Genomic DNA, 21,989 nt, shown 5'->3' with positions numbered 1-21,989 from the left:
CGCCGAAACCGGCGGCAGCGCGTAGGTTGCCGGCAGCAGCATCGCGATGGTCGCGACCGGGCCGATGCCCGGCAGCACGCCGATCAGCGTGCCCAGGATGCAGCCGATCAGGCAGTACAGCAGGTTGGTGAAGGTGAACGCGACGCCGAAGCCGGTCGCGAGGTTGTGGAAGAGTTCCATGGCGGTGTGCTCCTCAGCCCGAGATGAAGGTGGGCCACACCTGGATCTGCAGCTTCAGCGCCCAGATGAACGCCACGTAGCTGCCGGCCGCCAGGATGGTCGCGAGGATCAGCACGTCGCGCAGCTTGAAGTGCTCGCCCGCCATGCTCGAGATGATCGTGAGCGCGTAGATCGCGATGATCATCCCCATCGCCGGCAGCCCGATGCTGGGCAGTCCGCCCAGCAGCACGCCGAAGGCCAGGTTCGCTCCGAGCACGAAGGCCAGCGGCTTCCAGGCCCACTTGCCGATGGGGTCGCCGTCGTTGGTCTCGACCACCATCGCCTGGAACATGATGATCGCGCCCAGCACCGCCAGCAGGATGCCCAGCATCAGCGGGAAGTAGCCCGGCCCCATGCGGGCGCCGTCGCCGATGGTGTAGGTGGTGGCGCCGATGGCGAAGGCGCCGCCCACGGTGGTGAACATGACTCCTGAAAAGAAGTCCGCCTGACTCTTTATCCGCATGTCTCGCTCCTCTTGTTATGGAGGAATGAGGGTCGATCCGCGGGGCTGACCGTTGGCTGACCAGCGCGGTACGAACAAATGCGTACCGCAGGGCAAGGGTTCTTCCCGGTTCGGGCGTTTTCCCCAATAAAAAAAGCTCCCGAAGGAGCTTTTTTCATTCAAGGGCCCGAAGGCCCTGGAGGCAGGAGGGGGAGGGCTCAGTAGCCGCCGCGGCCACCGCCGCCGTAGCCACCACCGCCGCCACCGTAACCGCCGCCGCCACTGCGGTCGCCGCCGTAGCCGCCACCACCGCTGCGGCCGCCGCCACCGTAGCCGCCGCCGCCACCACCACCGTAGCCGCCACCACCGCTGCGGGGGGGGCGGGCTTCCATCGGACGGGCTTCGTTCACCGTCAGGGCGCGGCCCTGCAGGGGCTGGCCGTTCATGGCTTCGATGGCTGCGAGTGCTTCGGCATCCGTGCCCATTTCGACAAAGCCGAAGCCCTTCGAACGGCCGGTGTCACGTTCCATCATGACCTTTGCGCTGACGATCGAGCCGAATTCGCCGAAGGCTTGCTCGAGATCGTTGTCACGGACCGAATAGGCGAGATTGCCCACGTAAAGTTTCTTGCCCATCAAGGGACTCCTGATTCAAACCAACAAAAAAACAAAAAGCGATGGAGTCCCAGAATCACAACAAACAAGAACTGCGCTGTGGCGCGAAACTGACCGATCACCGAATTACGTGCACGGGAGCCGCGGGGGCCCACTGACACGTAGCAGGGATTATCCGGCCCGATTTGCAAAAATTGCGGCGAAATCGTGCTTCATCGGGTAACTCCCGGGCCTGAAGGGCGGTTTCGCAACGGTTTCAGCAGGCCGGAAAGCCCGTTGTGGTCTATTTCATGCATCAACGCGAGCAATCTGCCAATTTCTCCCGAGGGAAAACCCTCGCGTGCAAACCAGCTCAGGTAATTGCCGGGCAAATCGGCAATCAGCGTGCCCTTGTACTTGCCGAAGGGCATTTCGAGCGTCACCAGTCGCTGCAGGTCTTCGGGATTCATCTTCTGCTCAGCCTCCCGCGCGCTTGACCGTGTGGCCCAGCTTCGAGAGCGCGGCGATCACCGTCTCGCGATGGTCGCCCTGGATCTCGATGGTGCCGTCCTTCACCGTGCCGCCCGAGCCGCAGGCCGTCTTCAGCTGCTTTCCCAGCGTCAGCAGCGCCGCCGCGTCGAGCGCAACGCCCTTGACCACCGTCACGCCCTTGCCTTTTCTGCCCTTGGTCTCGTGGGATACACGCACAATGCCGTCGGTGGCCGGCGCGCGGGCCTGGCTCGCGAACTCCTTGCAGCGGCATCGGGCCACGGGCTCCCCGCAACCGGGGCACATGCGGCCGCCCGCCTCGGTGGAATACACCAGCGTGCTGCCGGACTGATTGCTGCGCTGCTGCTGTTTCATCGTCGACATCCGATACGTCTCTCTTCTCTGTCCATCCATCTACCCTGGGGTTGATCCTTCTGTCCGCTCACATGCCATTCGACTCACTGGGTCTGTCCCCCGCGCTCGTGCAGGCCGCCGCCCGCCGCGGCTATGCCGCGCCGACCGCCATCCAGGCCGCGGCCATTCCCGCGATTCTGCAAGGTCGCGACGTGCGGGGCTCGGCGCAGACCGGTTCCGGAAAGACCGCCGCATTCTCACTGCCGCTGCTGCAGCGCCTGGGGGCCGACCGGCCTCGCGGCGCGCGCCGCGTGCGCGCCCTGGTGCTCGTTCCCACGCGCGAACTCGCGGCCCAGGTCGGCGAGACCATGCACGACCTGGCCCAGAACCTGCCCGAACGCCCGAAGATCGTCGTCGCATTCGGCGGCGTGTCGATCAACCCGCAGATGATGAGCCTGCGCGGCGGCGCCGACATCGTCGTCGCCACGCCGGGCCGGCTGCTCGACCTGGCGGACCACAACGCGCTGAAGCTCGACGGCGTGGCCATGCTCGTGCTCGACGAGGCCGACCGCCTGTTCGACCTGGGCTTCGCCGACGAACTCGGCCGCATCCTCGAACTGCTGCCGAAGCGGCGCCAGAACCTGCTGTTCTCGGCCACCTTCCCGGGTGCCATCCAGGCGCTGGCCGACGGCATGCTGCACGACCCGGCGGTAGTCGACGTGCAGGGCGAACCCGGCACCGCGCCCGACATCGTGCAGCGCGTGATCGAGGTCGACCCCGGCCGCCGCACCCAGCTGCTGCGCCACCTGCTGAAGCAGCACGAGGACGAATGGGGCCGCGTGCTGGTCTTCGTCGCCACGCAGCACGCCGCACAGACCGTGGCCGAGAAGCTCTACAGGAACGGCATCTACGCCGTGCCCTTCCACGGCGACATCGCGCAGCGCACGCGCACCGACATCCTCTCTCAGTTCAAGCAGAGCCGCTGGGACGTGGTGATCGCCACCGACCTCGCGGCGCGCGGCATCGACATCGCCCAGCTGCCCGTGGTCATCAACTACGACCTGCCGCGCTCGCCCGCCGACTACATCCACCGCATCGGCCGCACCGGCCGCGCCGGCGAGAGCGGCCTGGCCATCAGCTTCGTGAGCGCATCGACGGAGGCCCACTTCAGGGTGATCGAGAAACGCCACGGCCTGAAGCTGCCGCGCGAGCGAGTCGAGGGCTTCGAGCCGGTGGAGGTGGCGCCGCCGCTGGTCGACGCGTCGGGCACGGGGGGCATCAAGGGCAAGCGGCCGAGCAAGAAGGACAAGCTGCGGGCGGCGGCTGCGAAGGCAGCGCAGCCGCGCGACGGCGAAGAGCCCTGAAGAAATCCCTCGCCGGGCGTCAGCCGACGTGAAAAGACGCAGGCGGATGCTTCGCCAGTTCCGCGAGAAGCAGCGTCCACGCCCGCGTCCCTTGCCGGATCGACGCCAGCCTGAAGAACTCGTTCGGCGCATGCACGTCTTCGTCGGGCAGGTTGAAGCCGAACATCAGCGTGTCGATGCCCAGCATCTCCTTGAAGATCGCCGTCACCGGCACGCTGGCGCCTAGCCGCACGTGGATGGGGCGCCGGCCGCTCTCGCGCTCCAGTACAGCCTCGGCCGCGCTCACCAGCGGATGGTGCGGCGCGAGGGTGGAGGCGGGCGAGCCGTCGTTCATTGCCACCACGTCGAGCGTGCAGCCCGGCGGGCAGTGCCGCTGCAAGTGGTGCAGCACCGCGTGGATCACGGCGCGCGGGTCCTGCCCCGCGACGACGCGCGTGGTGAGCTTGGCCTGCGCCTCGCAGGGCACGATGGTCTTGCCGCCGCCGCCCGTGTAGCCGCCCCACAGGCCGTTGACGTCGAGCGCGGGACGCAGCGTGATGCGTTCGCGCGCGGTGTAGCCGGGCTCGCCGTGCGCGCTGCCGCCGACGTCCGAGAAGAACGCGGCCTCGTCGTACGGGAACGCAGCGGTGTCTGCGCGCTGTCTTTCCGTGGGCGACGCGGCGCCGTCATGGAAGCCTTCGACCGCAACGCCGCCATCGGGGTGGTGCAGCGAAGCGACCAGCCGCGCCATCTCGTGCAGCGCATTGCGCACGCCGCCGCCGTAGCGGCCCGAATGCAGGTCCTTGTGCGCGGTGCGCAGCCGCACCTCCAGCTGCGCGTTGCCACGGGCGCCGGTGTTGATCGTCGGCACGTCCGCGCTCGCACGCCCGCCGTCGGCGGACAGCACCGCGTCGGCCTGCAGCATCTCGCGGTGGCGTTCGACGATGGTTCGCAGCGACGGGCTGCCCGTTTCCTCCTCGCCTTCGAGGAACACCTTGATGTTCACCGGGCAGCGTCCCTGCACCGCGAGGAACGAGGCGATCACCTCGAGCGCGATCGCGGTCGAGCCTTTCACGTCGGACGTGCCGCGCCCGTAGAGGCGACCGTCCATCTCCGCCGGCTCGAACGGCGGCGTGTGCCACTGGTCGAGGGGATCGGCCGGCTGCACGTCGTAGTGGCCGTACACCATCAGCGTGGGCTGGCCGGGCGCGCCGTTCCATTCGCCGTACACGGCGGGCTCGCCGCCGCCGTCGAGCAGGCGCACGCCGGACAGGCCGATCCGCTGCAGCCGCTCGAGGAGGAAGCGCCGCGCCTCGTGCATGTGCGGCGCGAAGGACGGGTCGGCGCTCACGCTCGGAATGCGCAGGAAGGCCTTGAGCCAGTCCACGATCTCCGGCTGGCGGGCGTCGAGGTGGTCGATGACGTGTCGTTCGTTCATGAGTGGGTCGATGCGGTTCGTTCTTCGGTCAGTACATCGGCGGGAACACGTCGGGTCCCCAGAGCGTGTCGCACTTGTGGGCGTGCTCGAACGCGTTGCTCGATGTCTTGATGGCCGGGTAGGTGAACTCCATCAGCGCCCGGTCCGAAGGGCCCATGGAGCGCGGCCAGCGCGTCGCGACGTTGCGGCCGTCGCCGTTCGGGTCGCCGTTCTTCGCGAAGTTGAGGAGGTACGCGACCATCTGCGTCGACAGCGCCTTGCGCTGCGCCGTGGTGGCCGCGTCGGGCGTGGTGCTGCCCTGATCGAAGTAGGGGTAGGTGGGCAGCGAGTCGACCGTGCCGGTCAGGTAGTAGCTGTCCATGCCGTGTGCCGTGCCGTAGTAGAAGGCCGTGGGGCTCGATGGAAACGACAGCTGCGGATCGGTCATCTCCCAGCCGTACACCGGCACCCACGCCGCGAGCGCATCGCGCCGCGCGCTGTTGCCGCAGGCGTACATCGCGTCGCCCATGGCTCGCGCGATGCCTTGCGCCGGCACGGCGTAGTTGCCGATCGGATAGGCCGCCTCGATGGCCGTGGTGTCGTAGCCGGCAGGCGCGAGACCGCGCAGGTACAGCGGGTAGTAGGCTGCGCTCAGCTTCGTGTCGACGAACAGCGTGCCCTCGTCGTGCACGCCGCCGATCATCACGGGCACCTGATTGAAGTTGCCGGTCGCGAACGCGCGCGCGGGCACCTGGGTGATGACCTGCGCGTCCACCGTGGGCCGCCACTTGAGTCCGCCCTGCGCGAGCAGCGCGGATACCGGCAGCGCGCGCAGGCAGGCCACCACGTCGGTGGCACCGCCGCACCCGAGGTTCTGCACGGCGGTGTCTCCCACCGCCAGCGAGGTGTCCATGCTTGGATTCGAATACTCGGCCGCGCCGCCGCTCTGCATCACCGCGCGCTGGAACAGCCCCCTGGCCTTCGGCGACTGCAGCAGCGAGAAGCTCTGCGTCGCGCCCGCCGAGGTGCCCCACAGCGTGACGTTGCCCGCTTCGCCGCCGAAGGCCGCGATGTTCCTCTGCACCCAGCCGAGCGCGGCAAGCTGGTCCATCACGGCGAAGTTGCCGAGGCTGCCGTCCTTGTTGGCCGCACGCAGCGCCTTGTTCGCGAGATAGCCGAGCGCGCCGAGCCGGTAGTTGATGCTGACGACCACCACGCCGCGGCTCGCCAGCGGGCTCGGGCCCATCTCGCCCGAACCCAGCGTGAACGCGCCGCCGTGGATGTAGAAGATCACCGGCAGCTTGTCGCCGGCCTTCGTTCCCGCCGGTTTCCACACGTTCAGGTAGAGACAGTCTTCGGCGATCGGCGACGACACTGCGCCGGGCGCCTGCGGACATGCGCTGCCGAAGGCCTTGGCCTGCAACGTCGCCGCGCGGGCGGCCGGCGGCTGCGGCGGTGCCCAGCGCAGTGCGCCCACCGGCGGCTGTGCGTAGGGAATGCCGAGGAACGACACGATGCCGTCACCCGCATTGCCGGCGACCTTTCCTTCGGTGGTGACCGCGACCGTGAGGTCGTCCTGCGCAGGTGCGGGTGCCACCGGTGCGGGGCTTGCGGCCGGCGGCAGCGCGACGCCGCCGCCGACCCCCGCGCCGCTGCCGCCACCGCCGCACGCCGAGAGCGACAGCGCGATCGTCAGCACCAGTCCGTTGATTTGTCTCGTCTTCATGGATGCACCTCTTCTTCTGAAAGGAAACAGGGCTCAGGGCGACTCGTAGCCGATGGTCTTGACGAGGTCGCGGTAGCGCGCGATCTCGGCCGCATAGAACTTCTCGCCTGCCTCGAGGCTCATCGGCTCGAAGACGGTCTTGGCCTGCGATTCCAGCTGCGCGCGCGCCTGCGGGTTCTTCAGCGCGGCGGCGATCGCGGCGTTGAGCCGCTCGGCCACGGGCCGCGGCGTGCCCTTGCGCACCATGTAGGAGGTCCAGATGCCGAAGTCGAAGTCCTTCATGTCCTTGCTCTGCGCGCTACTCTGCAGCGTGTCGAAGGGCGCGGGCAGCCGCCTGCCGGGCGACAGCGAGCCGATCACGCGCAGGCGTCCCTGCTTCACGTAGTCGGCGTAGAAGGCCTGGTAGGGCATGAAGGCGAAGTCGATCTGCCCGCCGATCAGGTCCTGGATGATGGGCGCGCCGCCCTTGTAGGGCACGTGCGTGACGGGCGCGCCCGTGCGCCTGGTGAAGAGTTCGCCCAGCAGGTGGTAGAGCGTGCCCGGGCCCGGAGTGCCGTAGCTCAGCGGCGCGTCCTTGCGCGAGCGCGCCAGTGCCACGAACTCATCGAGCGAATGGGCCGGCAGCTGGCTGTTGACCACCAGCACCAGCGGCGAGGTGGCCACCGGTGCGATCCACTGGAAGTCCTCGGGCTTGTAGCGCGTGCTCTTGTTGACCAGCCCCGAAAGGATCAGCTCGTTGGGCGAGCCCTGGAACAGGTAGTGGCCGTCGGCCGGCGCCGCCAGCACCTTGGCTGCGGCGATGGCGCCGGTCGCACCGCCGATGTTCTCGACGATCACCTGTCCGCCGAGCTCCTTGCCGACCAGGTCGTTCAGCGCCCGTGCGGTGAAGTCGCTCGCCGCGCCCGCCGGGTAGGGAACCATCATCGTGACGACCTTCGAGGGGTAGGGCGCCTGCGCCATCGCTGCGGCACCGCAGCCTAGAAAAGCCAGCGCGCAGAGCCATCGACCGAACCGCTTCATGGGGAATTCCTTGGTCCAAAGTAGTACGCGATGGATGCTAGGAATCGGGCTTCTATCTGTCCAATGCATTGTTTTTGTCATTACCATGAGAAGGCCTCATGCATGTGACAACGGACGGCCCGCCATGAACCTCCAGCAACTCGACCACCTGCTCGCACTCGCCGAAACCGGCTCCTTCAGCCGCGCATCCGAGAAAGTGCACCTGACGCAGCCGGCGCTCAGCCGCAGCATCCAGATGCTCGAGCAGGAGCTCGGCATGCAGCTCGTCGACCGTGTCGGCAAGCGCAACGAACTCACGCCGTTCGGCGCGATGGTGCTGGCGCGCGCCAAGCGCATCTCGATGGAAACGCACGAGCTCAAGCGCGCCGCCGCGCTGCTGGCCGATGGGCAGGCAGGCGTGGTGCGGCTGGGGCTCGGTGCGGCGCCCGGGGCGTTGTTCTCGTCGCCGCTGCTGATCCACATGCTGAGAAACCATCCGCGCGTGGGCCTGCAGCTGCATGGCGGCGGGCCCGAACTGCAGCTGGCGGCGCTGCGAGCGCGCACGCTCGATGCACTGGTGCTGACATACCGGGCGGTGTCGCCGCGCGAAGACCTGCACATCGACGTGCTGCCGACACTGCGCTCGGGCTTCGTCTGCCGGCGCGGCCATCCGTTGCTGGCGTCGCGCCGCGGCAAGCCGGTTCGCTTCGACGAGCTGGTGCGCTATCCGGTGGTCTCGACGATGGTCAGCGACGACGTGGCGCGCATCCTGGTGGAGCGCTACGGCAGCGACGCGAGTCCGCAGCGCTGGCTGCATGTGTCGTCGGAAGACATCGGTGCGTTGATCGAGGCCGTGCGCGGCACCGATGCGATCTTCCTGGGAGTGCTCGCGGCCACCCGTGCGCTGCAGGACAACGGCGATCTGGCCGAGTTGAAGGTGGAGCCCGCGGCGGGGCTCAGCGCGCAGTTCGCCTTCGTGACGCTGGAAGGCCGGACCGAAGCGCCTGCGTTGCGTCTGGTGCGGGAGTTCTGCGTCGGGCTCGCGCAGGCGGGTGCCGATCAGTCGGCCGCGTAATCCACCTGATGCCGCGCGATCCTCAGATTGCCCAGCTCTTCCCGCACGCGAAGGTGCGCCGGATGCGTGGCATAGCCGTCCAGCGAGGCCTGGCTGTCGAACTCGCTGTAGAGCACCACGTCGCAGGCGTAGTCCACGCGGCTCGAGTCGATGCCCACTTCCATGTGCAGCAGGCCCGGGATCTGGCCGCGCAGCGATTCGAACTTGTGCTTGAGCAGCTGCGTGGCCTGCTGTTTCTGCGCCGGCGAATCGGCGCGCAGGTTCCACATCACGATGTGCTTGAACATGGATCGGGCTTGTCTGGAAATGAAGGAGCGAAAGTCGTGCGGTCGATCGTAGGCACGCCGCGCACGAAACACCAGACGCCGCGCGCGGCGCCGGTGAAGAACAGTTTTCCGCTTTCGCGTCGTCAGGCGGGCTTGGCCAGGAATCTCGCCAGCAGGTCCACCGGCAGCGGGAACACGATGGTGGTGTTCTTGTCGGCGCCGATGACGGTGAGCGTTTCCAGGTAGCGCAGCTGGATCGCCTGCGGCTCCTGCGCCAGCACGCGCGCGGCCTGCGAGAGCTTCTCGGACGCCTGCAGCTCGCCCTCGGCGTGGATCACCTTGGCGCGCCGTTCGCGTTCCGCCTCGGCCTGCCGCGCGATGGCGCGCACCATAGATTCGGTGAGGTCGATCTGCTTGATCTCCACGTTCGACACCTTGATGCCCCACGAGGCCGTCTGCACGTCCAGCGACTCGCGCACGTCGAGGTTCAGTTGCTCGCGCTCCGCCAGCATGTCGTCGAGCTGGTGCTTGCCGAGCACCGAGCGCAGGGTGGTCTGCGCCAGCTGGCTGGTGGCGTTGAAGAAGTCCTTGACCTGGATGATGGCCTTCTCGGCATCGATGATGCGGAAGTAGACGACCGCGCTGACCTTCACCGACACGTTGTCGCGCGAGATCACGTCCTGGGTGGGCACTTCGAGCACCACGGTGCGCAGATCCACGCGCACCACCTGCTGGATGGCCGGAATCACGAGCACCAGGCCTGGCCCCGAGACGCGCGAAAAGCGGCCGAGGGTGAAGACGACACCGCGTTCGTACTCCCGGAAGATCCAGATCGCGGAAAAGAGCAGCACCGCCAGCAGGACCACGATGACGGCGCCGGTGACTGAGGTGAGAGAGAGCATGACGGTCTCCTGCGACCCAGCGAAAGCGCTGGATGGTTGGACACCGGGCGCGCGGCGGCGTTCCGCGCGGCGCCTACCAGCCCATCTGCCGGGCCGCCAGCTCCTTCATGATCTCCTCGGCCCCGCCGCCGATCATCATCACCTTGACCTCGCGGTAGACGCGTTCGCTCACCGTGCCTCGCATGAAGCCCATGCCGCCGAGGATCTGCACCGCCTGGTCGGCGCAGAACTGCATGGTCTGCGTGGCGTGGTTCTTCAGCATGCAGATCTGCGCGACCCATTCGGGCGCGTTGTGGCGCCCGGCCGCCTCGAGCGCGTCGCCCTCGGCCGACACCGCCTCGATCCACGCCTCGGTGGAAGCGATGCGCATCTGCATGTCGACCAGCTTGTGGCGCACCGCCTGGTGCTCGACGAGCGCGGCGCCGAAAGTCTTGCGCTCGCGCGCCCAGGCCAGGGCTTCGTCGAGGCAGGCCTGCGAGAAGCCCAGAGCGCCCGCGGCGAGGCCGATGCGCTCGCCGTTGAAGTTGCCCATGATCATGCGGAAGCCTTCGCCTTCGTTTCCGAGCAGGTAGCGCGCGGGCACGCGCACGTTGTCGAAGTGCAGCGTGGCGGTGTCGGAGCACAGCCAGCCCATCTTCGAGAGGCGCGTGCGCGTGAGGCCCGGCGTGTCGCCCGGCACCAGCAGCATCGAGATGCCGCCGGCGCCGCGCCCCTCGCCGGTGCGCACGGCCACGGTGATCCAGTCGGCGCGCATGCCGGAGGTGATGAAGGTCTTCTCGCCGTTGACGACATAGTGGTCGCCTTCGAGCCGCGCCGTCGTGCGAAGGGCCGCCACGTCGGAGCCGCCGCCGGGCTCGGTGATGGCCAGCGCCGCGATCTTCTCGCCGCACAGCACCGGCGGCACGACCTCGCGGCGCACCGCGTCGCCGGCATGCAGCACCACCGGCGGAAGGCCGATGTTGTGCGAGAACAGGCTCGCGAGCACGCCGCCGCTCTTGCCATGGCGCGCGAGCGCGATCCATGCGGGCAGCTTGAGCGAGTACGAGGCGGGCGTGCCACCGAGTTCTTCCGGATAGCCCAAGCCCAGCAGCCCGAGTTCGGCGGCTCGCGCGTAGAGCGGGCGCGGAAACTCGCCCGCGTCGTCCCATGCCTGCACGTGCGGCGCGATCTCGCTTTCGGCGAAGCGCCGCACCGTGTCGGCGAGCGCAGCACGGTCGGCTTGCAGTTCAGCGTCCATGTTGTGCTCAGCCGCGCGGCGGCCGCTTGGCGATGCCCATGGTCTTCGCGAGGATGCCGAGCATCACCTCGTCGGCGCCGCCGCCGATGGAGCCCAGCCGGCCGTCGCGGTACAGCCGCGACACGCGGTTCTCCAGCGTGAAGCCCATGCCTCCCCAGAACTGCAGGCAGGTGTCGGCCACCTGCCGCGTGAGCCGGCCGGTCTTGAGCTTGGCCATCGACGCGAGTTCGAGCACGTCCTCGCCCTTCACGTGCAGGTCGCAGGCGCGATAGGTGAGCGCGCGCAGCGCTTCAACCTCGGTCTTGAGTTCGGCCAGCTTGAACTGCACCCACTGCTGGTCGGCCAGCGTGGCGCCGAACATCTGACGCTGCTGCGCCCACTCGATGGTCTGCGCGATGCAGTCTTCCATCGATTCCAGCGAACTCGCCGCGGCCCACAGCCGCTCTTCCTGAAACTGCTGCATCTGGTAGACGAAGCCCTGGCCTTCCTCGCCGATGCGGTAGCGCTGCGGCACGCGCACGTTGTCGAAGTAGATGAGCCCGGTGTCGCTCGAATCCATGCCGATCTTGCGGATCTTCTTCGCCTTCTCGATGCCGGGGCTGTCCATCGGCACCATCACCAGCGACTTGTTGCGGTGCACGGGGCCGTCGCTGGTGTTGACCAGCATGCACATCCAGTCGGCCTGCAGGCTGTTGGTGATCCACATCTTCTGGCCGCTGATGAGGTAGTCGTCGCCGTCCTTGCGCGCATGGCTCTTCAGACCGGCCACGTCGCTGCCCGCGCCGGGCTCGCTCACGCCGATGCAGCCGACCATGTCGCCGGCGATGGCGGGGGCGAGGAACTCGCGGCGCAGCTCGTCGCTGCCGAAGCGCGCGAGCGCGGGCGTGCACATGTCGGTCTGCACGCCGATGGCCATCGGCACGCCGCCGCAGGAGATGTGGCCCAGCGCCTCGGCCATGGCCATCGCGTACGAATAGTCCAGGCCCGCGCCGCCGAAGGCCTCTGGCTTGTTCAGGCCGAGCATGCCGAGGTTGCCGAGCTTCTTGAAGACCTCGTGCGCCGGGAAGATCTCGGCCGCCTCCCATTCGTCCACATGCGGGTTGATCTCGTCGTCGATGAAGCGGCGCAGGGTCTTCTGGATCTCGAGGTGTTCGTGGCTGTACTGCATGAATTGGTCTCCGGTCGATCTTTCGTTCGTTCGCTTGTTCTCTCGTTGTTCCCTACTTGTCCTGGAACACGCGCGGCGCCTGCGCCAGGTGGAAGCCGTCGAAGGGCTTCACCGCCGTGCGCTGCTGCGCCTGTGCATCGGGAATCGCCATCGGCCAGCCCATGCGCACCTGCGGGCGGGCGCCGTCCACGCGCAGCACGCTGCCGCTGATGAAGCTCGCGGCCGGGCCCAGCAGGAAGACGATGGCGGCCGAGGTCTCGGCCTCGTTGCCGAAGCGCCCGGCCGGCACAGTCTTGCGCATGGCGCGCAGCATGTCGCCGGCCTCGGGCGGATAGTGGTCCATGCCGCTCGACGCGATGTAGCCCGGCGCCACCGCGTTCACGCGCACGCCGCTCGCGGCCCATTCGAGCGCGGCGGTCTCGGTGAAGCTCACCATGCCCGCGCGCGCCGCGCCGCTGTGGCCCATGTTGGGCATGGAACCCCACATGTCGGCCACGATGTTGACGATGGCGCCGCCATTGGCCTGCATGCTCTGCAGGTAGCACTCGCGCGCGACCAGGAAGCCGCCCGTGAGGTTGGTGTGGATCACCGCCTCCCAGCCCTTGGCCGAGATCGCATGCAGCGGCGTGATGTACTGGCCGCCCGCGTTGTTGACGAGACCGTCGATGCGGCCGTGTTCCGTAACGATGGCCGCCACTGCCGCACGCACCGCGTCTTCGTTGCGGATGTCGAAGGCCTGCGTGGAAGCCTTGCCGCCGGCAGCCTCGATCTCGGCGCGCACCGCGTCGAGCTTCTCGGGCTTGCGGCCGACCAGCACCACCTGCGCGCCCAGAGAGGCGAGTTCGTGCGCGGTGCAGCGGCCGATGCCGGAGCCGCCTCCGGTGACGACGATGACCTGCCCGTCGAACAGGCCGGGCGCGAAGACGGAGCGGTAGCGGGAGGAGGGTGAAGTCATGCGGTTGGCTTTCGGAAAGACGCGGGAGCTTGTCCCGTCATGCATCGGCGACCTGCGCGACCACGTGCCGCGCCGCCACCTGCGCACCCACCGCGACATGCAGGGCGACCCGCCCGGCGCGCGGCGCGCAGTGCACGTGTTCCATCTTCATCGCTTCCAGCGTGACGATCGGCTGGCCCGCGGCGACCGCGTCGCCCTCGGTCACCAGCAGCGCGATCACGCGGCCGTTCATGGAGGCGCGCAGCAGGCCGTCGCCGCCGCTGTCGTCCGCACGGGTGGCGGCGACGTGCGTGAGATCGTCCAGCTGGTGCGCCTGCCCGTCGTGGTGGAAGAACACGCGGCCGTCGCGCCGCGCGACGAAGGCCTGCGCGGATACGCCGTTGCACGAGAAGCGAAGGTTGCCGTCGCCCGGCAGTGCGAGCAGCGCGAGCCGCACCGGATCGCTGCCGTCCAGCGCGATGTCGAAGCTGCCGGCGCCGCGCGGCGTCACGCGGACCGCGTGCACCTTGCCGTCGAGCGAGAAGCGCAGGGCGTTGGGCAGCGTGTGGGCCAGCGGCGAGGGCCAGCCGCGTTCGCCCAGCTGGAGCAGCAGCGCGGCGAGCAACGCGGCGCGTGCCTGGTCCGCGGAATCGACGGCGAGCAGCGCGTCGAGATGGTCGCCGACGAAGGCGGTGGTCGCCCCGCCACTTGCGAAGACATCGTGCGACAGTGCGCGCCGCAGCAACTGCTGGTTGGTGGGAATGCCGAGCGCGACCGTGTCCTGCAGGCCTGCGACGAGCCGCTGCCTTGCCTCGTCGCGCGTGCGGCCGTGGGCCACCAGCTTGGCGATCATCGAGTCGTAGAAGGGCGGCACTTCGGCGCCGTCATGCAGCGCGTGCTCGGTGCGCAGCGCGGCGGAGGGTCGCCATGCGGCCAGCGTGCCGCTCTGCGGCATGAAGCCCTGCTGAGGATCTTCGGCGCACAGTCGTACCTCGATTGCGTGGCCTGAGATGCGCACGTCCCGCTGCGCAACAGGCAGCGGCTCGCCGGCGGCGACGCGCAGCTGCAGCTCGACCAGGTCGAGTCCGGTCACGGCCTCGGTCACCGGATGCTCCACCTGCAGGCGCGTGTTCATTTCCATGAACCAGTACTGGCCCTCGGCGTCGAGCAGGAATTCGAGCGTGCCCGCGCCTTCGTAGCCGATGGCCTTCGCTGCCGCCACCGCCGTGGCGCCCATGCGTTCGCGCAGCGCTTCGGACACCGCCGGCGAGGGCGCTTCCTCGATCACCTTCTGGTGCCTGCGCTGCACCGAGCAGTCGCGTTCGCCGAGATGGATGGCATTGCCGTGCCGGTCTGCGAACACCTGCACCTCGACGTGGCGCGGCGCGACGATGGCGCGCTCCAGGATCACGGTGGCGTCGCCGAATGCATTGAGCGCTTCCGACTGCGCGTTGCGCAGCTGCTCGGCGAAGTTCGCGGCTGAAGTGACGAGCCGCATGCCGCGCCCACCGCCGCCGGCCGTGGCCTTGATCATCACGGGCCAGCCGATGCGTGCCGCCTCGGCCGCCAGCGTGCGTTCGCCCTGGTCCTCGCCCTGGTAGCCTGGAATGCAGGGCACGCCCGCCGCCTGCATCAGCCGCTTGGCGCCGGCCTTGTCGCCCATCGCGCGGATGGCTTCGGGCGAGGGGCCGATGAAGACCAGGCCCGCGTCGCGACAGGCTTGCGCGAATGCGGCGTTCTCGGCGAGGAAGCCGTAGCCGGGGTGCACCGCGTCGGCGCCGCTGGTGCGCGCCGCTTCGACGATCGCGGCGATGTTCAGGTAGCTCTGTGCGGGCAGCGGCTCGCCGATGTGCACCGATTCGTCGGCGAATCGCACGTGCTCGGCATTCGCGTCGGCGCTGGAGTACACGGCCACCGTGCGATGGCCCATGGCGCGGGCGGTGCGCATCACGCGCATCGCGATCTCGCCGCGGTTGGCGATCAGGATCTTGTGGAATCTGGTGGTGCTGCTCATGGACGTGCCACCCCGAACTGCATGGGTTGCGTCGTGCGGGCGTCGGCGTCGCGGCACACCGAGAGCACTTCGGCCAGCACCGCGCGCGTGTCGCGCGGGTCGATCACGCCGTCGTCCAGCAGCAGCGCGCTGGTGGTGAACACGCTCATCTGCCGGTCGAAGCGCTCGACGATCTGCTGCTGCATCGCGTCGAGCTTCGCCTGGTCGACCGCGCCCTTGCGCGCCATGCCGGCCTCCATCACGATGGCCATGGTCTTCGCCGCCTGCTCTCCGCCCATCACGGCGGTGCGCGCGTTGGGCCAGCTGAAGCAGAAGCGCGGCGCGAAGCCCCGGCCGCACATGCCGTAGTTGCCTGCGCCGTACGAGGCGCCGCAATGCAGCGTGATCTGCGGCACCGTGGCGTTGGTCACGGCCTGGATCATCTTCGCGCCGTGCTTGATGATGCCGGCCTCCTCGTGCGCGCGGCCCACCATGTAGCCGGTGATGTTCTGCAGGTAGACGATGGGCGTGCGCGACTGGCAGCAGGCCTGGATGAAGTGCGTGGCCTTGGTGGCGCCGTCGGAGTCGATGGGGCCGTTGTTGGTGATGATGCCCACGGCGTGCCCCTCGAGCCGGATGTGGCCGCAGACGGTGGCGCTGCCGTAGTGCTCGCTGAACTCCAGGAACTCGGAGCCGTCGGCGATGCGCGCGATGACCTCGCGCATGTCCACCGGCCGCCGCCCGTCGCTCGGCATGATGCCGAGCAGGTCTTCGGCGTCGTAGCGCGGCGGCGCGAACCGGCGCGGCTCTTCGTCGCGCGCCCAGTCGATGCCGCCGAGGATCGAGCGCGCGATGCGGATGGCGTCGCGGTCGTCCTCCGCGAGGTAGTCGCCGAGGCCTGAGACGTGGGTGTGCATCACGGCGCCGCCCAGTTCTTCCTCGGTGGCGATCTCGCCGGTGGCTGCCTTCAGCAGCGGCGGCCCCGCGAGAAAGGCGCGCGTGCGGTCGCGCACCATCACGATGTAGTCGGAAAGCCCCGTCTGGTAGGCGCCGCCGGCGGTCGATGAGCCGTGCGTCACCGTCACCACCGGCAGCCCTGCGGCCGAGAGCCGTGCGAGGTTGCGGAAGATGTTGCCGCCGCGCACGAAGTCCTGCACGCGGTACTGCATGAGGTTGGCGCCGGCGCTTTCCACGAGCTGCACGTAGGGCAGCCTGTTCTCCAGGGCCATCTCCTGCACGCGCAGCTGCTTGTCCAGGCCCATGGGCTGCAGCGCGCCAGCATCGATGCCGGAATCCGACGCATTGACCATGCAGCGCACGCCCGACACGTAGCCGATGCCGGAGATCAGGCCGCCGCCGGGAACGCTCTTCGAGAGATCGGGGTTGTCCTGCCCCAGTCCCGCGAGCGAAGCCAGCGGCAGGAAGGGCGCGCCGGTGTCCAGCAGCAGCGCGATGCGTTCGCGCGGCAGCAACTGGCCGCGCCTGGCGAAGCGCTCGGCCGAGGCGCCGGAGGCCGCGACGGCGCGGGCTTCGTGCTCGCGCACCTGGCCGAGCAGCGCCAGCATGCTGGCGCGGTTGGCCCGGAAGGTGTCGCTGGCCGCTTGCAGCCGGGATTCGATGACTGGCATGTGAGAGTCCGTGCAGATCGTTTTTTTCGCTCTGCACGGACTCTAGGACGCGGGCGCGGCGCCCGCTTGCGCTTACTGGCTGGTACCCGTCGGGCGGTCAGCCGGCGCGGGCGCGCCGGGGCGCGACCGGGGTGTCGAGGCTGCTGCCTGTGACCACCCAGTAGATGAAGATCAGCACCGCGCCGGCCGTGCCGAACACCGTGAGGCCCATGTAGCTGCCGCCGATGGCCAGCGCGTCGACGGGCGCCGCGGCGGTGCAGACCATGCTGGCCGCGCTCATGCCCACGTAGTGCATGGTGCAGACCGCCACGCCCATCACCGCGGCGGCCGCCACCTTGTGCGTGAACTTGCGCAGGTTGAAGGCGAGCCAGAGGGCGGCTCCGGCCGCGGTGACGGCGATCAGCACCGACAGCCCGACCGTCGCCAGGTCGAAGTTCATCGAGGCGCGCATGTTCATCGCGAACATGCCCATGTAGTGCATCACGCACACGCCCAGGCCCGCCAGCAGGCTGCCCGCGAGCCAGCCCGGCTTGCTGAACTTGCGCCGTCCGCCGGCCATGTAGAGCGCGATGCCCGAGATCAGGATGGCCGCCACCAGCGACACCACCGTCAGCGGCATGTTGTACGAGATGGCCACCGGCAGCCGGTACGCCAGCATGCCGATGAAGTGCATCGACCAGATGCCGATGCCGCCCAGCGCCACCGCCGCGCAGGTTACGACGGCGAGGTTGGGCTTGCCGTCCGCGCCGACCATCCGGCCGGCGCAGATCAGGGCCACCAGCGAGCCCGCGAAAGAGATGAGGAAGGAAAGCGCCACCATGCCCAGGGAGTACTCGGGCGACAGGATCTGGCCTACGACGAGCGGAGTCATGCGATGTCCCTTTCAGGTCAAAAGAGCGTTTCGCGGACCCCCGGTCGCCGGATGCGAACGGGACGCCGCAAGACGTCCCGCGCAGTCTGTAATGTTTGTTTTAAAAAGTAAACTGAAATTTACACTTATTGTTACGCTACCTTACCGGCCTGATTCGATATATCGCATTGTTGCGATCGGCCGGCATGTAGATCGTGCCGTCGCCGCCCACGGCGACACCCGTGACCACGTAGGGCGGGGGCAGTCCGGGGCCGGCCGCGACGCCGATCGGCAGGTTCTCGGCGACGGTGCGGCGCGTGCCGTCAGGCGCGATTTCCACCAGCCGGCGCGCCGCGCTCTCGGCCACGACGAAGCTGCCCCAGGGCGTCTGCGCCACGCCCTCGGGCAACGCCAGTCCCTCGGCTACCGCGCGCAGCGGCGAACTGGCGTCCAGCGGAATGCGCAGCAGCCTGCCGGCCGCCTCGGTCACGTAGAGCGCGCCGTCCCGGCCGACGATCATCTGCACCGGGCCGTTCAGGCCGCTGGCGAGCACTGACTTCTGCGCGAATTTCGGCCCGCTGGCGCGGGTGATGCTGCCGGTGGCGATCTCGGCGTAGATCACGCTGCCGTCCGGCATGGGGATGGCGTCGAAGGGCGCCTTCAGGCCGTGGATGGTGTCGACCGTCTTCAGGGTGCGCCGGTCCACCAGCTGCACCGAGCCCGTGAACCACGAGGTCAGCGCGAAGAGCTTCGGCGAGAGGCCGACGGCGAACGGATAGTCGAGATCGGGGTCGCGCTGCATGCGGAACACGTCGCGCACTTCGCCGGTGCGCACGTCGACCTGGCGGAAGCCGAAGACGTCGGCCACCCAGAGGTCGTTGCCGTCGAGCTTCATGCCGGCCGGCGCCGCCACCTTGCCGCTGGTGAGCGTGCGCAGCTCGCCGGTGGCCGGGTTGAAGGCCTGCACCTCGTTGTTCGCCATGTTGGAGACGTAGATGGTCCCGTCGGGCGTGTCCTTGGCTATGGCCAGGTTGTCCAGCGACGGCCGCAGCTGCTTCGCGACCGTCTTGCGGCCGGTGGCCAGCTCCACCCGCACCAGCTCGCCGCTGCGCGTGTCGACCACCCAGAGGTTGCCCTTGCCGTCGAGGTTGGCCGCGGCCGGGATCTTGAAGCCGTCGGCGATCACGGTCATGTTGCCGTTCGCCGGATCGATCTTCACGACCTGGCCCTTGAACCACAGCGGCCCGTAGAGCATGCCGTCGGGGCCGGCCTCGAAGCCGTTGAAGCCGCCCATGTCCTTCTTGATGAGCCTGGGCGGCTTCTGGCCCTCGCGGTCGATCTCCCACAGTGCGTCGCCCAGGAACACCTGCGAGGCGTAGAGCCTGCCGTTGCGGCGGTCGAAGTCGAGCGAGTTGATGCCGGGCAGGTCCTTGGCCAGCACGCGCATGGGAGCGGTGTCGCTCTCGCGGTAGCGCACGATGCCCATGAGGTAGTTGGTCCAGGCCAGCTCGCCCTTCGGGCCGACGGCGATGTCGTCCGCCTGGCCTTCGGGCGCGTCGATGAACACCCTGGCCGCGCCGGTGCTGCGGTCTACCTCCCACATCGTGTTGCCGAGCACGGAGCCTGCCAGCAGCCGGCCCTTCGCGTCGACGGCCAGCCCGTGCACGCCCATGAAGGCAGACGGGGCGACCAGCGCCTCGGGCGCGGCCCACGAGGCGGGCCGGGTGGCCGATGGTGGCGAGAGGCTGCTGCAGGCGCCCAGCAGGGCGAGGGTGGCGGTCAGCGCAATGGCGCCGAGACTGCTTCGACGGGGCATGGTTGGCGTCTCCTCTTGTTGATGCGCGAAGCAGTCTAGGAGCCCGACCGGGCCGTGGAGTCCCGCCGGGGACAGGATGCGGACTTTCGTCCGCTGTGGATTACCCGCGGGCTTCAGCCGCGCAGCAGCTGCGTGGCCGTGTGGATCAGCAGCCCCACCAGCCCGCCCACCAGCGTGCCGTTGATGCGGATGAACTGCAGGTCGCGCCCGATGTGGCGCTCGAGCTCGACCGTCATCTCCTGTGCGTTCCACTCGCCCACGCGCTCCTCGATGTAGCGGCGGATGTCCTCGCGGTAGCGCTCGATGGCCAGCGGCGCGGCCGCCTCGATCTGCTCGTTGATCCAGCGGCGGATGGCCTCGTCGCCCTGCAGCCGCGTGCCCAACGCGCCGGCCATCGACGCGATGCGCTGGCGGATGGCCGAGTCGCCGCGGCCCAGGTCGTCGTGCAGCCACGCCAGCAGCTCGCCCCACAGCCCGTGCAGGTAGTCGCCCAGGGCAGGGTGCGCGACCAGCTCGGCGCGGATCTGCTCGCCGCGCTGCTGGAACTCGGGGTCGAGCTTCAGGCGCACCACGAAGTCGTCGACGAAGTGGTCGAAGCGCCTGCGCATCGGGTGATCGGGCTCGGCCGCGAGTTCGCCGATGGTGCGTGCCACGGCCGCGACGATCTTGCGCGTGGCCAGCTTGGCGGCCACCTGGTCGAGGCCCACGTAGCGCAGCGTCTTGATCTCGCGCGCGATGGCCTCGGTGATGTGGGCCTGCGCCTCCTCGCCTTCGAGCAGGCCGGCCACCTGCTGCAGCACGTCGTCGAGCAGCGCCTGGTGGCGCCCGCCGGCGGTGAGCGCGTCCAGCGCCTGGCCGGTGAGGCGCGAGAGGTCGATCTTCGCGAGGCCTGCCGCGGCGGCGCGGCCCATGAAGTCGCGCACGCGCTCGTCGTCGAAGGCCGAGAGCCCGTAGCGCGTGGCGGCCACGCCCCATTCGCCGAGCTTCTCGCCGCTGGCGGGCCGCGCGAGCCAGTCGGCGATGCGGCCGGCTGCGTCGAACTGCCGCAGCTTGGCGAGCACCTGCCCGGTGCTCAGGAAGTTGTCGCAGATGAAGCCCGCGAGCTTGGCGCCGATGCGGTCCTTGTTGCTCGGGATGATGGCCGTGTGCGGAATCGGCAGGCCCAGCGGATGACGAAAGAGCGCCACCACCGCGAACCAGTCGGCGATGGCGCCGACCATCGCGGCCTCGGCGAAGGCCGCCACGTAGCCCCAGGCCGGATGCCGGTCGTGCAGCACGCTCGCCACCGCATAGAGCAGAGCGGCGCCGCAAAGCAGGCCGAGCGCGACGCGCTTCATGCGCCGCGATGCGTCGTTGTTGTTGTCGCCGCGGTCAGCCAATGCTCGGCGTGGACGCAAGGCGCTCCATGAACAGCTCGCAGCGCGCGAGCTGCTCGAGGCTCACGTATTCGTCGGGCTGGTGCGCCTGCTCGATGCTGCCTGGTCCGCACACCACGGTGGGGATGCCGGCGTTCTTGAAAAGACCCGCTTCGGTGCCGAAGGCCACCAGCGTGGTGCGCTCTTCGCCGGCGAGGCGCTGCGCCAGTTTGGTGATGGGGTTGTCGGCCGCGCCGAGGAAGCTCGGGATCTCGCAGATGGTCTCGAAGCTGAAGCCCGTGTCGGGCGCCACCTTCTTCATCGCGGGCTCGAGGCTGCCCGCATAGGCGACCACCTCGGCCTGCATCTTCCCGGCATCGGCGGTGGGAAGGTCGCGGAATTCATAGCGGAACTCGGCGTCGCGCGGCACCACGTTGTCGGCGATGCCGCCGTGGAACTGGCCCACGCTCGCGGTGCTGAAGGGCACGTCGAAGCCCTCGTAGCGCGGCTCGCTGCGCTCGAAGCCCTCGGCCATGTCGCGCACCTTGCCGATCACTCGGGCCGCCATCTCGATGGCGTTGACCGACTTCGGCGTGAGCGAGGAGTGCGCTTCCTTGCCGCGCACGCAGCACTTGTAGCGGTACACGCCCTTGTGCGCGATGGCGGGCACCATGCTGGTGGGTTCGCCCACGATGCAGGCGACAGGCTTGATGCCTGCATCGCGCATGTCGGCGATGAGTTCCTTCACGCCGAAGCAGCCGATTTCTTCCTCGTAGCTGAAGGCGAAGTGCACCGCGAAAGGGGCGTCGCTTTCCAGGAAGCGCTTCGCGTTCGACAGCGCGATGGCGATGAAGCTCTTCATGTCGGCCGAGCCGCGCCCGTAGAGGCGCTCGTTCTGCACCACGGCGGACAGCGGGTCGACGCTCCAGTCCTGCCCGTCCCATGGCACCGTATCGGTGTGGCCCGAGACGATCACGCCGGCCGGCTTGCCCTCGCCCAGCGTGGCGAACAGGTTCGCCTTGGTGCGTTCGGCGTTGTAGGTGATGCGGCTCTTGACGCCCAGGGCTGCGAGGTGGCTCTGCGCGAAGTCGATCAGTTCGAGGTTGCTGTTGGCGCTGATGGTGTTCATGCGCACCAGGGTCTGGGCCAGCAGCAGGCTTTGGGGGGAAAGCGTATGGAGCAT

Annotated in this window: 21 protein-coding genes; 2 read left to right on the top strand and 19 right to left on the bottom strand. The window is 68.8% G+C overall.

What is annotated here, in order from left to right; translation table 11 throughout:
- From BMY35_RS34615 to BMY35_RS34595, 5 genes are all read right to left on the bottom strand, one after another.
- The coding region (locus BMY35_RS34615; RefSeq protein ID WP_177213779.1) for a tripartite tricarboxylate transporter permease at positions 1 to 180 on the bottom strand (180 nt) is incomplete at its 3' end.
- A 13-nt stretch (positions 181 to 193) separates the two neighbouring features.
- On the bottom strand, positions 194 to 682 hold the full coding sequence (locus BMY35_RS34610; RefSeq protein WP_093209252.1) for a tripartite tricarboxylate transporter TctB family protein: 489 nt from the start codon (positions 680 to 682) through the stop codon (positions 194 to 196).
- 197 nt (positions 683 to 879) lie between these two features.
- On the bottom strand, positions 880 to 1,296 hold the full coding sequence (locus BMY35_RS34605) for an RNA recognition motif domain-containing protein (RefSeq protein WP_093209250.1): 417 nt from the start codon (positions 1,294 to 1,296) through the stop codon (positions 880 to 882).
- 191 nt (positions 1,297 to 1,487) lie between these two features.
- Positions 1,488 to 1,724 carry a DUF3820 family protein gene (locus BMY35_RS34600; protein ID WP_093209247.1) on the bottom strand — a complete coding sequence of 79 codons (237 nt, stop codon included), beginning with the start codon at positions 1,722 to 1,724 and terminating at the stop codon, positions 1,488 to 1,490.
- A 7-nt stretch (positions 1,725 to 1,731) separates the two neighbouring features.
- Positions 1,732 to 2,127, bottom strand: coding sequence for a translation initiation factor Sui1 (locus BMY35_RS34595; RefSeq protein ID WP_093209245.1), 396 nt, complete (start codon positions 2,125 to 2,127; stop codon positions 1,732 to 1,734).
- Positions 2,128 to 2,189: 62 nt separating this feature from the next.
- On the opposite strand from BMY35_RS34595, the gene BMY35_RS34590 reads away from it, so the two are divergent.
- Positions 2,190 to 3,461 carry a DEAD/DEAH box helicase gene (locus BMY35_RS34590; protein ID WP_093209243.1) on the top strand — a complete coding sequence of 424 codons (1,272 nt, stop codon included), beginning with the start codon at positions 2,190 to 2,192 and terminating at the stop codon, positions 3,459 to 3,461.
- Between the two features lie 19 nt (positions 3,462 to 3,480).
- Here the strand turns inward: BMY35_RS34590 and BMY35_RS34585 are convergent, their stop codons facing one another.
- From BMY35_RS34585 to BMY35_RS34575, 3 genes are read right to left on the bottom strand one after another with little or no spacing between them, the layout of a single operon-like run.
- On the bottom strand, positions 3,481 to 4,878 hold the full coding sequence (locus BMY35_RS34585) for a dipeptidase (RefSeq protein ID WP_093209241.1): 1,398 nt from the start codon (positions 4,876 to 4,878) through the stop codon (positions 3,481 to 3,483).
- Positions 4,879 to 4,906: 28 nt separating this feature from the next.
- The gene (locus BMY35_RS34580; protein WP_093209238.1) at positions 4,907 to 6,583 is read right to left on the bottom strand and encodes a carboxylesterase/lipase family protein; all 1,677 of its coding nucleotides are present in this window, start codon (positions 6,581 to 6,583) and stop codon (positions 4,907 to 4,909) included.
- 33 nt (positions 6,584 to 6,616) lie between these two features.
- Positions 6,617 to 7,603, bottom strand: a complete 987-nt coding sequence (locus BMY35_RS34575) for a Bug family tripartite tricarboxylate transporter substrate binding protein (protein ID WP_093209236.1) — start codon at positions 7,601 to 7,603, stop codon at positions 6,617 to 6,619.
- A gap of 124 nt (positions 7,604 to 7,727) precedes the next feature.
- On the opposite strand from BMY35_RS34575, the gene BMY35_RS34570 reads away from it, so the two are divergent.
- Positions 7,728 to 8,657, top strand: coding sequence for a LysR family transcriptional regulator (locus tag BMY35_RS34570; RefSeq protein ID WP_093209234.1), 930 nt, complete (start codon positions 7,728 to 7,730; stop codon positions 8,655 to 8,657).
- On the opposite strand, the gene BMY35_RS34565 is transcribed toward BMY35_RS34570, so the two are convergent.
- The 11 genes from BMY35_RS34565 to argE all read right to left on the bottom strand — a co-directional run bounded on the left by BMY35_RS34565 (position 8,642) and on the right by argE (position 21,989).
- Positions 8,642 to 8,944 carry a Dabb family protein gene (locus tag BMY35_RS34565; protein WP_093209232.1) on the bottom strand — a complete coding sequence of 101 codons (303 nt, stop codon included), beginning with the start codon at positions 8,942 to 8,944 and terminating at the stop codon, positions 8,642 to 8,644. The genes BMY35_RS34570 and BMY35_RS34565 overlap by 16 nt on opposite strands.
- Positions 8,945 to 9,066: 122 nt before the next feature.
- Complete coding sequence (locus BMY35_RS34560) at positions 9,067 to 9,825, bottom strand: slipin family protein (protein ID WP_093209229.1); 759 nt, start codon at positions 9,823 to 9,825, stop codon at positions 9,067 to 9,069.
- Positions 9,826 to 9,898: 73 nt separating this feature from the next.
- On the bottom strand, positions 9,899 to 11,062 hold the full coding sequence (locus BMY35_RS34555) for an acyl-CoA dehydrogenase family protein (protein WP_093209227.1): 1,164 nt from the start codon (positions 11,060 to 11,062) through the stop codon (positions 9,899 to 9,901).
- Positions 11,063 to 11,069: 7 nt separating this feature from the next.
- Positions 11,070 to 12,230, bottom strand: coding sequence for an acyl-CoA dehydrogenase family protein (locus BMY35_RS34550; protein ID WP_093209224.1), 1,161 nt, complete (start codon positions 12,228 to 12,230; stop codon positions 11,070 to 11,072).
- Between the two features lie 52 nt (positions 12,231 to 12,282).
- Positions 12,283 to 13,185 (bottom strand): SDR family oxidoreductase, encoded by a 903-nt coding sequence (locus tag BMY35_RS34545; RefSeq protein ID WP_093209222.1) that lies wholly within the window; start codon positions 13,183 to 13,185, stop codon positions 12,283 to 12,285.
- Between the two features lie 37 nt (positions 13,186 to 13,222).
- Positions 13,223 to 15,178, bottom strand: a complete 1,956-nt coding sequence (locus BMY35_RS34540) for an acetyl/propionyl/methylcrotonyl-CoA carboxylase subunit alpha (RefSeq protein ID WP_093209219.1) — start codon at positions 15,176 to 15,178, stop codon at positions 13,223 to 13,225.
- A complete protein-coding gene (locus BMY35_RS34535) occupies positions 15,175 to 16,785 on the bottom strand; it encodes an acyl-CoA carboxylase subunit beta (protein WP_093209217.1) in 1,611 nt (536 codons plus the stop codon). The genes BMY35_RS34540 and BMY35_RS34535 overlap by 4 nt, the downstream gene beginning before the upstream one ends.
- A gap of 97 nt (positions 16,786 to 16,882) precedes the next feature.
- The gene (locus BMY35_RS34530; RefSeq protein WP_093209214.1) at positions 16,883 to 17,656 is read right to left on the bottom strand and encodes an MHYT domain-containing protein; all 774 of its coding nucleotides are present in this window, start codon (positions 17,654 to 17,656) and stop codon (positions 16,883 to 16,885) included.
- A 136-nt stretch (positions 17,657 to 17,792) separates the two neighbouring features.
- The gene (locus BMY35_RS34525; RefSeq protein WP_093209212.1) at positions 17,793 to 19,451 is read right to left on the bottom strand and encodes a hypothetical protein; all 1,659 of its coding nucleotides are present in this window, start codon (positions 19,449 to 19,451) and stop codon (positions 17,793 to 17,795) included.
- A 113-nt stretch (positions 19,452 to 19,564) separates the two neighbouring features.
- Positions 19,565 to 20,848: a DUF445 domain-containing protein gene (locus BMY35_RS34520; protein ID WP_240652252.1), complete on the bottom strand. Its 1,284-nt coding sequence runs from the start codon at positions 20,846 to 20,848 to the stop codon at positions 19,565 to 19,567.
- Complete coding sequence (argE, locus tag BMY35_RS34515; RefSeq protein WP_093209208.1) at positions 20,823 to 21,989, bottom strand: acetylornithine deacetylase; 1,167 nt, start codon at positions 21,987 to 21,989, stop codon at positions 20,823 to 20,825. The genes BMY35_RS34520 and argE overlap by 26 nt, the downstream gene beginning before the upstream one ends.

Source organism: Variovorax sp. YR750 (assembly GCF_900109805.1).
Taxonomy (GTDB): Bacteria; Pseudomonadota; Gammaproteobacteria; order Burkholderiales; family Burkholderiaceae_C; genus Variovorax; species Variovorax gossypii.
Note: the sequence above shows the minus strand (reverse complement) of the source record. Positions and strands in the feature narration are given on the sequence as shown.